This window comes from Burkholderia sp. NRF60-BP8, assembly GCF_001522585.2.
Lineage (GTDB): Bacteria > Pseudomonadota > Gammaproteobacteria > Burkholderiales > Burkholderiaceae > Burkholderia.
Window position 1 is genome coordinate 2,004,697 of the sequence record NZ_CP013372.1, and the last position, 12,066, is coordinate 2,016,762.

Sequence of the window (12,066 nt, forward strand, 5' to 3'; positions counted from 1 at the left end):
CGCCTGCGTCACGCCTCCCCCGCGTGCGCCCTCGCCCGCACCTCGGCGAACGACGTATCGACGAGCAAACGCCCGGTGTCGAACACCGTCTCGAGCGCCTCGTCCCATTCGCCTTCCAGCGCACGATCGTCCCACGCGACCGGCAGCGTCACCGTCCGATACTCGCCGGTGCGGCGATTGCGCAGCAGCGTGAGCCGCCCCGGCTTCGAGCGCTTGCCCTGATCGGTGACCGGATCCTTGCGGACGTCGTGCCACACGCCGCCGCGCCGGACGGCCGAACACTTCATCGCAAAGCGCTGCGTATCGCGGTTCGCGCGCTGCAACAACGCGCCGCCCATGCCGAATACGACGTTGCCGGCCGCGTAGCCCGCCTCGTCGAGCGCGACGAGAATCGCTTCGATCGACCGCTCGTCGACGCCGTCGCCCTGGATCACGCGCACGCGGTTCAGCACGCGCCGCCCCTTGCCGTTCACGGTCGACCCGAACGACGCATCGAGCGCCCGCACCGTCTGCAGCACGATCGTCACCGGGTCGCCGGAATCGGGTCGCACGACGAGCGTCGCGCCCGAATCGATCACCGCCTGCCGAAGTTCGCCGCCCCACAGATCAAGTGCGGCGAACAGATCGTAGGAGTCCGACACGACCGATACGATCGCGCCCGGCAATCCGAAGCGGCCGATCATGTTGCGATACGCATCGACCTCGCCTGCGCGCCCCCACGACGTGATCGTGCTGTGCTCGGCCGCCGGCACCGAATAGGCGGCCATCGGCTCGCGATAGAAGCGGTTCGCGGCCAGCACGCCGAGCACCGTGTCCGAACCCATGAAGCTCACGAGGTGCGCGGCGCCGCCGATCGCGGCCGATTCCGCGCTCGACACGCCGCGCGCGCCGAAGTCGTGCAGCTTGAACGGCAGTTGCGCGAGATCGTCGTCGGTCCTTTCGAGGAAGCGGCGAATCGTTTGGCGCAAATGCCAGCTGCGGGTCGCCACCGTCACCGGATACCAGATGCGCAACAGCATCGTCTCGAGATACGACGCGAGCCAGAACACCTGCGGATCCTCGCACTCGACCGTCATCAGCACGTTGTGCACCGGCACGATCGAACCCTCCGGCACCGCGCGGATCTTTACCGGCAGGTAGCCGTCGTAGTGCTCGACGAGATGGCGCCATCCTGCTTCGTCGAACGGCTCGCCGTGCACGGCGAAGAAATCGCGCGCATCGTCGATCATCGCGTGCGTGACCGGCTTGCACAGATATTCCTTCAGCAGCATCTGGAGGCCGAAGAACAGCGTGCGGTCGTAGCGGCCGCCGCGCGATTCCACGTACGAGAACATCGCCGATGCGTCCGGCGGATATTGCAGGAAGTGGGAAGCCTTGTACGAATCCGTATTGAGAATCGGATTGGAGAGAACCGCGGCAAAGCCGCCGGGATCGTTTTGCATGGCTAGAGCTCCTCTAGGCCGTTGAAGTGCCGCCGCGTCTGTCGCGGCGGACCGAATGCGGGGAATCAGCGCGTCACAGCTTCCCCAGGAAGTGATACGCGATGTCGAAGTGATCCTCGAACATCACGTTGCGCATCTGCGCGAATTCGTTGAGCGGAACCCAGCGCGCCTTGTCGGCATCGTCGCTGCCTTTCACGCGCGGCAGCTCGCCGGTCGGAAAGTTGAACAGGCACGCATGCGTGATCGTGCGGCCACGCAGCGAGCGCGTCGGATGATCGAACACCTGGCGATCCTTGATCGAGCCGCGCAACACGGGCTCCGGCAGCTTGAGGCCGGTTTCCTCGCGCAGCTCGCGGATGCATGCTGCATCGAGCCGCTCGTCCTGGTTCACGAATCCGCCCGGCAACGCCCACAGGCCGCGGCCCGGTTCGCTGCGGCGGCGCACGAGCAGGATGTGCCCGGAGTGCACGACCACCGCGTCGACCGTCACGAACGTGACGGGATACGGCGCGGCGGCCCAGGCCTTGCGGTACGCGGCGATGAATTCCGCTTCCGACTTCAGTTGCGCGAATTCCGGCTGCGTACGGAAACGCTCGAGCCAGCCGAACACCGGCTCCGGCACGGCCCACTGCACGAAGCTGTTGGTTCGTTCGGCGAAATACTGGTCGCGGATTTCGGTGGCGGAAATGTCTTCCGTCGCGTCGACGTCGACGAGTTCCCATTGCGGGAACATCCGCAGGTAATACGACGTGGCGTCCTTCTCGTGGCCGATCAGCCCGACCTTGCGCTGCGCGATATCGCCGAGCGCGGACGCGACGGCCTCCTGCACCCAGCGCACCCAGTCGCCGTCGTTGTAGGTCGAATCCTGCAGCGGCGCGATCGTCACGCGGTCGCGCTCGGACGTATCGAGCAGCGAAGCCAGCATCTGGCGGCGCTCGTCGAACGAGAATGGATCCTTGATGGTGCGGGGCTTGTCGGTCGACCCGATCAGCACGCACACGCGCTCGGCCCGGCTCAGTGCCGACTTCAGCACGTTCAGGTGACCACGATGCGGAGGCTGGAAACGACCGATGAAAACGAGCGCGTCGAAGCGCCGGTTCTGTTGCGTACTCATGAGGCTCCCTCAAGAGATTGAAACGCTCCGGGTCTGTCCCGAAGGGTTGAAACGAATCCTAGGGTAATTCCCGAGATGCGTCAATCGAGCGTATTCGAGCACACGCTCGACTTGACGAAGTCTGACGAAACACGTGTTTTTGGCGCGGTACACTCGATCGCATCCCAATCCGCGCCGCCGGCGCCCGCCCTCATGAGGATCTCAGTCAGCCGGACCGTCGGGGTCGATCGCAGGCGCCTGTTCACGTGGTCGCAGGATTACGGACGGCGGCTCGTGTGGGACAACTTCCTCGTCGATGCGTATCTGCTCGACGGAACGACCGCCGATGTCGGCGTCGACGCGTTCTGCCGCAGCCAGTCGGGCGCGACGATGGTGTCGCGCTACATCTCGTACCGTCCGCCGCAGGTCGCCGCCGTCGAAATGGTCGAAGGGCCGAAGGTGCTCGAACGCTTCAGCGGCAGTTGGAACTTCACCGAGCACACGCCCGGATCGACCGAGGTGAAGTTCACGTACCACTTCCGTGCGCAGCCGTCCTGGCTGCGCTGGCTGCTCGAACCGCTGATCGGCGCGTTCTATCTCGTGCAGACGCGCCGGCGTCTCGATTCGTTCAAGCGCTGGGCCGAGGCTGAAGCGCTGCCGCACTGAGCGGCGCGCGCCGCCGGCCTCACGCTGCGCGCGAGCCATCCCGGCATGCGCGCGACGCCCTTGACGCCATGCCCGCAGCCCCGGCGCGGCTGGCTGAGCCTCCGCCTTCGGCCGGTGCGACAACGGCCGTTTCGTCATTGCAGCGCCACCGCCACCCGCTATAATCGCGCGACATTCCGACTGCATCGAGCAGGCCGACGGTGGCGCGCCGATCGACGCGCCGTACGCCCGCCTCGACAACAACAATGACGCATCGAACCCTCCGACGCCTTCGCCCACTCGTACGCGCCGCCGCGCGCGTGCTCGCGTGCGCCCCGCTGCTCGGCGCACCGCCGGCGCTGCACGCGGCCGACACCGCCGGCACGCCCGTGACCGAGCCCGCGACCGGACGCTATATCGTCGTCGACACCGGCCATACGCCGGCGCATCCGGGCTCCACCGGCGCAAGCGGCCGCGTCGAATACCTGTACAACCTCGACCTGTCCGGCGCGGTCGCCGACAAACTCGCCGCGCATGGCGACCGCGTGCTGCGCACGTCGGCGGACGGCCGCGAGATCGCGCTCGATCAGCGCTCGACGCAGGCGCCCGATGCGAACCTGTTCGTGTCGATCCATCACGACTCGATGCAGCAGCAGTTCATCGACGCGGGCCGGCAACGCGAATTCCGCGGCTTCTCGGTGTTCGTGTCGGCGCGCAATCCGCACTATGCGCAGAGCCTGCGTTGCGCGAAGGCGATCGCCGAGCGGCTGGTCGCGGCCGGCGAACGGCCTTCGCTCTATCACGCACAGCCGATCCGCGGCGAGAACCGCCCGCTGATCGATCCGTCGCTCGGCATCCATCGCTTCGACGATCTCGTCGTGCTGCGTACCGCGCCGATTCCGGCCGTGCTCGTCGAAGCCGGCGTGATCGTCAATCCGGACGAAGAAGCGCGGCTCGCGCGGCGCGAGACGATCCAGCGCCTGTCCGCCGCGATCGCCGGCGGCATCGACGCATGTACGACACCCGAATAAACGACATCATCGCCCGTCGGATTCGACGGTTTTCACCCAGCCAGGAGCATCACCATGAAGAAGAATCTGCTCGCCTCCTCCGCATTGCTCGCACTCGCCGTTCCGTTCGCCGCGCACGCGGCCGGCTGCGGGAAACCGCGCAGCGCGTTCGACCAGGTGTATTGCACGAGCACGCAGTTCGCGCAGTCCGACCGCGATCTCAACGACGAATACGGCCGGCTGCGCAAGCAACTGAGCGGCGATCAACAGGCGACGCTGAAGGCCGGCCAGCTCGCGTGGCTGAAACAACGCGACGCGCAGTGCAGCGAGACGCGCGGCAGCAGCTACCTCGTCGATATCCAGTGCGCGAACGACATGACGCAGTCGCGGCTGTCGTTCCTGCGCGAGCGTGAGCGCGAATGCTCGAGCACCGGATGCGTGACGTCGAAGCTCGGCGAGTAAGGCCAGGCAGTCACACGGCATACCGCAACCGATCGCACGGGGCACGCATGACACCGAACACGACGACGATCGACATCCGCGCGGCCACATCCGCCGACGCGCCGACCATCGCCGACATCCACGTCGCGTCGTGGCAGGCCACCTACACGGGCATCATGCCGGCCCCGTTCCTCGCCGGTCTCTCGGTCGAAAAACGCACGACCTTGTGGCGCGGCGCGCTCGACGCCGGTCGCCCGCGTGTCGCGCTCGCGTTCACGGGCGACGACGCGGCAGGCTGGATCGCCTATGGTCCGACGCGCGACGCCGACAAGGATCGTGCGTGGGGTGAAATCGAAGCGATCTATCTGCATCCGTCGCATTGCGGGCGAGGCATCGGCGCGGCGCTGGTCGAGCACGCATGCCGATCGCTGCACGCCGCGGGCCACGCATGGGTATCGCTCTGGGTACTCGTCGAAAACCGTCGTGCAAGAGCATTCTATGAACGCGAGGGCTTCGTCTCCGAAGACGACATCAAGACCTTCGAGATCGACGGTACGCCGATCGAAGAAGTGCGCTACTGGCGCGCACTGCCTTGACCGGCTTCCTCGACACACGCCGCGTTCACAGGAACCACCGATACTCCCGCGCCCCGATCTCGTTGCGGAAATCCAGCTCCTCCTGCCGCTTGTTCTCGCAGTACACCATCACGAACTCGCTGCCGAGCCCGTCGCTCACGGCCGGATGATCCTGCATCGCGGCGACCGACGACAGCATCTCCTTCGGAAAATCGATGCCGCTGCCGCGATCCTCGTTGAGCGGTGCGATCGGCTCGAGCCGCGCATCGAGCCCGTACTCCATCCCACTGAGGATCGCCGCAAGCACCAGGTACGGGTTCGCATCCGCGCTCGCGAGCCGGTGCTCGATCCGCAGATTGCGTGCATCCGACTCTGGAACCCGGATGCACGCGTCGCGATCTTCGAAACCCCAGCTCGCGCGGCTCGCCGCGTTCACCATCGACCCGTAGCGCCGGAACGCATTGTGATTCGGCGCGAACACGGGCATGCAATGCGGCAGCAGCGCGAGGCAGCCGGCCACCGCATGCCGCAGCGGCCGCTGTCCGTCCGCCGCCAGCAGGTTGCGCCCCGCCTCGTCGTACAGGCTCACGTGCACGTGCATCCCGCTGCCCGGCGCGTGCAGGTACGGCTTGCCCATGAAGCTCGCGCGATAGCCATGCCGCAACGCGACGCCGCGCGTGCTGCGGCAGAACAGCGCCGACCAGTCGGCCGCGCGCAGCGCGTCGTCGGTATGCCCGAAATTGATCTCGAACTGACCGGGACCGAGCTCCGCGGTGATCACCGTCGCATCGACGCCCTGCTCGCGCGCGGCGTCGACCATCTCGTGCAGCACGTCGGAGAAGCGCGACAGGCGTTCGATATGCATGTTCGGCTGATCGTCGCGGTCGTCGCTCAGGCGGTCGCGCGGATACTGCGGCATGCCGTGCTCGAGCTGCGCGGCGAACAGGTAGAACTCGAGCTCGAATGCGACGACCGGCCGGATGCCGCGCGTCGCGAACCGCCGCAGCACGCGCGCGAGCACCTCGCGCGGCTCGAATTCGATCGGGGAATCGGTGCCGTCGGAGCTGATCAGCATCTGTGCGAGCGGCTGCCGCTCCCAGCGCACCGGCTTCAGCGTGCCGGGTATCAGGCGGCGCGGCGCATCGGGATCGCCGTCGTTGAAGCAGTAGTCGCCGATCTTGTAGAGGCCGCCCTGCGTGCCGAGCAGCACGCAGTTCTGCGGCAGCTTCAGCAGCGCGCCCGATGCGATTTTCTCGAGCGCATCGATCGGATAGCGCTTGCCGTAGAAATGCCCGGGGAGATCGAGGCAAATCAGGTCGACATAACGGATCTCCGGGTGCGCCTGCCGGAATGCGCGGACTTCACCGACCAGCGCGGGAACGACGTCAGCCATGTCTCATCCTTTTCATGTCTCGTATGTCGGCGCCGCAGCGCGGCGAACCGGATTCATGCGGCGCGCGCAACGCACGCTGCATGTCGATCAGTACTCAAACAGGCGGCGTGGCGCAGCGGCCTCCGATACTGCCGGCCGCGCCGGCCACTCAGGTGAATACCCAGATCACGCGGGTCGGCGCGTCGGTCAGGTTCGCATACCGGAAGCGCTTGTGCGCGGGAAGCTGAAACGCATCGTTCGGGCCGAGCGTGACCGGCGTGTCGTCGCCGTCGATCCAGATCGTCAGCTCTCCTTCGAGTACGAAGCCGCCCTGCTCGTCGCTGTCGTCGACCGGCCGCTCGCCGCTGCTCGCGCCCGGCCCGAGATGACTTTCGAGGATCGAGAAGCGCGAACGCATGTTCGGCGACACGAGGATGTCGGTAATGCCGGCCGCGTAATACACGGTGCGGCGTTCGCCGGGCCGCGTGACCCACGGCACGCTGCGCGGCTTGCTCAGGCTGTAGAAATACGTGGTCGGCGCACCGAGCGCCTCGCCGATCGCGGTAAGATCCGCGACCGTCGGACGCGACAGCCCACGCTCGACCTGCGACAGAAAGCCGACCGAGCGGCCGATCCGTTCGGCGAGATCGCTCAGCGTGACCTTGCGATGCTTGCGCAGGTCGCGGATCAGGATCGCCAGACTTTCTATCTCTTCCTGTTCGTTCATGATGGATTCCGGTGCAATCAAACGGTATCGCGCAGACGGTACCAGGCCTTGCCGATCGCTTCGAGCGGTGCGGCCAGCCGGTCGCCGCCCGGAAAGCGCGGGTTGCGGATGCGCTGGTACTGCGCGAGCAGTTGGGCATCGCCGAGCACGGCATCGGCCACCGCGCGCGCACCGGCGAGCGTCGGCAGCACGCCGTGCCCCGAAAAACCCTGCAGCCAGAAGCGCTGCCCGTGGCGGCCGATGTCCGGCGTGCGGCGCATGCTGATGTCGATGTGACCGCCCCACGCGTAGTCGAGCGGCACGCCGGCGAGTTGCGGGAACACGCGTTCGAGGTGCGGGCGCGTCGCCGCCGCGATATCGGCCGGGATGCCGCCGAGATACGTGCAGCCGCCGCCGAACAGCAGCCGATTGTCGGGGCTCAGGCGGAAATAGTCGGGCACGAACTGGTTGTCGATCACGCAGCTGTTGCGCGGCAGCAGCGCACGCGCGACGTCGGGCGCGAGCGGCGCCGTCGCGACCTGGTACGTGCCGACCGGCAGCAGCCGGCGCGCGAGGTCGCGGTCGAGCCGGTCGACGTACGCATTGCAGGCGAGCACCAGCACGTCCGCGCGTACTTCGCCGCACGCCGTCCGGGCGACTTGGCCGCTCGCCGTCTCGCGACAGTCGAGCACGCGGCTCCGTTCGAAGATGCGGCCGCCCGCGCGCTCGATCGTCCGCGCGACGCCGAGCGCGAGCTTCAGCGGGTTCAGGTGGCCGGCCTCCGGATCGTGGAGCGCGGCGAGATAGCGCGTGCCGCCGATCCATTCAGGTATCTCGTCACGCCCGATCAGGCGCAGCCGGTCGTAGCCCCACCGCTCGGCCGCCTCGTCGCGCGCTTGCGCCAGCATCGCGACGCGCCGCGGCCGCACCGCGGCCCACAGGCTACCTGGCCTGTAGTCGATGTCGAAACCGTGCCGCGCCGACAGTTCGCGCACCTCGGCCGCCGCCCAGCGCATGCTGTCCCACAGCAGGCGCGCGCCGTCGCGGCCGAGCGCATCCTCGAGCGGCTGCATGTCGCACGACCAGCCGAGCAGCGCCTGCCCGCCGTTGCGGCCCGATGCGGCCCATGCGACGCGGCTCGCTTCGAGCATGACGACGCGTTTGCCGGCAAGCGCGAGCCGCAGCGCCGTATGCAGGCCGCTGAAGCCCGCGCCCACGACCAGCACGTCGGCGTCGATGCGTTCGTCCAGCGCCGGCCGATGCGGGATCGGCGCCGGATAGGTACCGGCGTAGTAGCTTGCGACGTGACGGTCGGACTGCACGAACATGCGGGCTCCCGTGAAAATTTCGCCTTGAAATTTCATGAAAAACTAGCATGACAATTTCATGCGGGCAAGCGGGGGACCGATGTTCGTGTCGTCAGGGAAATAGTCCGACGAACTACAGTTGCGCGCTGTTTATCCGGTTTCGGCGCGATTCGACAATTCGCGGGGCCAGGCGTGTGTCCACGCCGCGCGTACGTATCGCCGCCGTTGTCCAGCGCCGGAACGCGCGCGGCGCGGTTAAAACCGGTGAATGATGCCCGCACCGAACGCGAACTGGTTCCCGGTCGACGACGGCGCGGAGTTGAACCCGTCACCCAGCGTCGCGGTCGCGTCGACGATGCTGCCCGCGCCGCTCGTGCCGAGCGTCTTGCCCTTCGCGTGCTGATACGCTTCAAGCAGGTACAGCCCCGTGCGCTTCGACAGCGAGTAGTACTGCGACAGGTTGAACTGGTGATACTGCGCGCTGTCCGTGATGCCGTTCGCTTCGGTCGCACGCGTGTACGCATAACCTGCGCCGACATCCCATACAGCCGACGGCTTCCAGTGCAGCACCGCACCGGCCGTGTTGAAAATCGCGGTGTTGACGAACTTCGACGCCGTGCCCGGGATGTATTGGGTGTTGGTATACGTGGCCGTCGCATCCCACGCGTCGCTGAACCGGTAGCTCAGACCCACCGCGAACCGCTGCTGCGCCTTCGCGGTCTGGTAGCCGTTCGTGAGCGCCGACACGCCCACCTGCGCGCCGCCGTTCGACGTCGTCGAATTCGCCCCCCATGTGCCGCCGGCCGTATTCGAATTGTTCACGCGCTCGAACGCGACGCCGACACCGAGCGGGCCGGCCGCGTACTGGATGCCGGTTGCCCATGTCGAACCAGCATTGGTGCTGCCGGCCACGCCGCCGAACGAATACGAGCCGCTCAGCGTCAGCCCGTACCATTTCGGCGACGTGTATTCGAACGTGTTGTTCGCGCGGTAAATCGTGTCGAGCCCGTCGACGTCGCCCGGGTGCGCGCCGTAGTAGCCGGTGATCCACGTCGTCGGGCTGAACGCCGACATCGTCTGGTAGTACGACGCGTACTGCCGTCCCGCGCTCAGCGTACCGTAGGTCGCATGGGTCAGGCCGACCCACGCCTGCCGCCCGAACATCGCATCGGTGTACTGCGTCGCGCCGGTGCCCGAGTTGAAACCCGATTCGAGCGTGAAGATCGCCTTCGTGCCGCCGCCGAGATCCTCCGCACCCTTCAAGCCGAAACGGCTGCCGGCCCACACGCCCTGGTTCATCCTGACCACCGACTTCCCACCGCTCGTCGAGCCGAGCACCGTCGCGTTGCTCTGGTAGCCGATCCCGTTGTCGACGATCCCGTACAGCGTGACGCTGCTCTGCGCGAACGATGGTGCAGCCGCCGCCATCGCGATGGCGGTCAGCGCGACCCGTGATGCCTGCTTCTTCATCGATCCGTCTCCTTCCTTGCCTTGTTGAATGTATGAGTTGTCGTGATCGGCGTGTACCGCCGTCGGGTCACGGACGATACGCGTGCCAGCCGTTTCCGCCCTTGCAAACGAGTTGCGAACCCTGGGCCTGACATTGCGCTTCGTAACCCGGCGAGTACAGCCATTCGCCGGCCCAGTGCAGATCGACGAACGGGTCGGCCTTCGGCGTATCGGCGACGAAGTTCGCCGCGTCGTCGGTGCTGCCCGTGCCCGTGTAGCGCGCGGTAGCCGGATACGGGAACACCGGACGCGTGCGCGTCGTATTACCGTTTCCGTCGACGATCGATGCCACGATCCGGCCCGGCGTCGCGCCCGTCTCGGTCCACGCCATCAGCGGCGACAGGATGTCGAACACGTTCGGCCCCTGCCCGCCGCCGCAGTGTGCAACGCCCGGGAACAGGTAGAAGCGCGCGAAGCGGTCGACTCTTGCGTCGCCCATGTAGCGCTTCATTGCTTCGTAGTACTCGATGCTCGATCGCGGCGAGATATGCTGGTCTTCCAGACCGTGCCACATCAGCAGCTTGCCGCCGCGCCCGGCGAACCGGCTCAGGTCAGGATCGGTCGCGGCCAGGTAGTTCGACACCGGTACCGTCTTCGCGAATCCGTCGAGCGTGAACTTCAAATCGCCGATCGCGGCGGACGGATACGATGCGTTGTAGTAGTCGAGATAGCGCAGGAACGGCAGCACGAAGCCGATCGTGCCGCTCTGTGCGGTAGCAGTCGCCGGCACGAACAGCGTCCAGTTCAGCTCGGAGCCCCATTCGCGCGAGACGAGCGGCTCGAGCCGCGTACCGTCCGCGGTCGTCGCGCCGTCGTGAATCCGGCGGACGACGTCGGCTTCCTGCGGCGTCAGGCAGGTCGCGGTGGACTGGCCTTGCGCGCAGACGATCGTCGCGGGATCGAACCGACACGCGCGCGGGTTGTCGATCACGCCGTCGACCACGCCATCCAGCCCGTCGCATGCCTTCAACACGGCCGCGTGCAGCATCGGCAGCTTGCCGGCGAGCAGGATCGCGTTGCCCGTCTTCGGGTCGGTGTTGACCGCGTTCGGCCATGCATGGTGGAACGTGTTCTGCACGATCAGGTCGTTCGCCGGCGCACCGGCGGCGATGCCATCGAAATCGTCGGGGAAGCGCTGCGCCTCCATCAGCGCCTCGCGGCCACCGTCCGAGCAGCCGTCGAAGTACGCATAGCGCGCGGGCCGTGCATAGAACTTGCCGATGATTGCCTTCGCGACCTGAGCCGTTGCGTGTTCGGCGCGGTATGCGAAGTCGAGCTTCGCCTTCGGGTCGAGCGCCCAGGAGCCGTCGTTGCCGCCTTCGTGGCCCATGTCGGTCGCGGCCATCGCGATCGTCCCGTTCGTCACCGGCACGCACGTCGATGCCATCGGCGCGTTGACGGACAGGTTGCCGCACAGGCCGCCGCAACCGGTCTGCAGGTAACGCTGCGTCCAGCCCTGCGTCGGCAGCTGCAGTTCGAACAGCGACGCGCCCGGACCGATCGTGCCCTTCACGTCGCACACCGGCGCCGGCAACGTATTGTTGCCGACGACCGTGCCAGCCGGCAGCAGCACCGCCGACGTGATCGTGACGGTGCCGTCGGTCGCGCCGCTCAGGTCGAGCGCCGCGACCGACGGGCACGACATCGCGGGCATCACCGCGGGAAGATTCGCAAGTCCGGCGGCGCTTGCTGCATTCGCTGCACTCGGCCAGCCCGTCAACGCAGCACACAGCCATACGATGCCGATCGCCAGCGCCCTGGTCAGCGCATCGCACCTTACGCACGCCGCGCGACGCCATGCGCGCCCCATCCACCCTGCCCTGCATTTCGTCTGCATGCTTGTCTCCTGTCTTTTGCTGGATATGCCGCTCGCCCGGGCCGGGCGGCACGGCGAGCTGTATTGATTCTTCGATGGATCGCGCGATCCGGATCGTCACTCACCACTTCATCAGCATAACTAACTCAT

General features: G+C 66.9%; 11 protein-coding genes. 4 read left to right on the top strand and 7 right to left on the bottom strand.

Annotated elements, in window-relative coordinates:
• Positions 1–8 precede the first annotated feature (8 nt).
• On the bottom strand, positions 9–1,442 hold the full coding sequence (locus WS54_RS09335) for a nicotinate phosphoribosyltransferase (RefSeq protein ID WP_059780649.1): 1,434 nt from the start codon (positions 1,440–1,442) through the stop codon (positions 9–11).
• Between the two features lie 73 nt (positions 1,443–1,515).
• Entirely contained in the window at positions 1,516–2,556 is a 1,041-nt protein-coding gene (locus tag WS54_RS09340) for a bifunctional nicotinamide-nucleotide adenylyltransferase/Nudix hydroxylase (RefSeq protein ID WP_034204405.1), read from the bottom strand.
• 192 nt (positions 2,557–2,748) lie between these two features.
• On the opposite strand from WS54_RS09340, the gene WS54_RS09345 reads away from it, so the two are divergent.
• From WS54_RS09345 to WS54_RS09360, 4 genes are all read left to right on the top strand, one after another.
• A complete protein-coding gene (locus WS54_RS09345; RefSeq protein WP_034204404.1) occupies positions 2,749–3,201 on the top strand; it encodes a type II toxin-antitoxin system RatA family toxin in 453 nt (150 codons plus the stop codon).
• A 245-nt stretch (positions 3,202–3,446) separates the two neighbouring features.
• Positions 3,447–4,211 (top strand): N-acetylmuramoyl-L-alanine amidase family protein, encoded by a 765-nt coding sequence (locus tag WS54_RS09350; protein WP_059780650.1) that lies wholly within the window; start codon positions 3,447–3,449, stop codon positions 4,209–4,211.
• Between the two features lie 54 nt (positions 4,212–4,265).
• The gene (locus WS54_RS09355; protein WP_059780651.1) at positions 4,266–4,652 is read left to right on the top strand and encodes a lysozyme inhibitor LprI family protein; all 387 of its coding nucleotides are present in this window, start codon (positions 4,266–4,268) and stop codon (positions 4,650–4,652) included.
• A 47-nt stretch (positions 4,653–4,699) separates the two neighbouring features.
• Positions 4,700–5,227, top strand: a complete 528-nt coding sequence (locus WS54_RS09360; protein ID WP_034204401.1) for a GNAT family N-acetyltransferase — start codon at positions 4,700–4,702, stop codon at positions 5,225–5,227.
• A 25-nt stretch (positions 5,228–5,252) separates the two neighbouring features.
• Here WS54_RS09360 and WS54_RS09365 read toward each other — a convergent pair whose 3' ends face one another.
• From WS54_RS09365 to WS54_RS09385, 5 genes are all read right to left on the bottom strand, one after another.
• A complete protein-coding gene (locus WS54_RS09365; RefSeq protein ID WP_059780652.1) occupies positions 5,253–6,599 on the bottom strand; it encodes a glutamine synthetase family protein in 1,347 nt (448 codons plus the stop codon).
• Positions 6,600–6,747: 148 nt separating this feature from the next.
• Entirely contained in the window at positions 6,748–7,305 is a 558-nt protein-coding gene (locus tag WS54_RS09370; RefSeq protein ID WP_034204399.1) for a helix-turn-helix domain-containing protein, read from the bottom strand.
• Between the two features lie 17 nt (positions 7,306–7,322).
• Positions 7,323–8,612 carry an NAD(P)/FAD-dependent oxidoreductase gene (locus WS54_RS09375; RefSeq protein WP_059780653.1) on the bottom strand — a complete coding sequence of 430 codons (1,290 nt, stop codon included), beginning with the start codon at positions 8,610–8,612 and terminating at the stop codon, positions 7,323–7,325.
• A 234-nt stretch (positions 8,613–8,846) separates the two neighbouring features.
• The gene (locus WS54_RS09380) at positions 8,847–10,061 is read right to left on the bottom strand and encodes a porin (RefSeq protein ID WP_059780654.1); all 1,215 of its coding nucleotides are present in this window, start codon (positions 10,059–10,061) and stop codon (positions 8,847–8,849) included.
• Between the two features lie 67 nt (positions 10,062–10,128).
• Positions 10,129–11,910 (bottom strand): tannase/feruloyl esterase family alpha/beta hydrolase, encoded by a 1,782-nt coding sequence (locus WS54_RS09385; RefSeq protein ID WP_059780655.1) that lies wholly within the window; start codon positions 11,908–11,910, stop codon positions 10,129–10,131.
• Positions 11,911–12,066 lie beyond the last annotated feature (156 nt).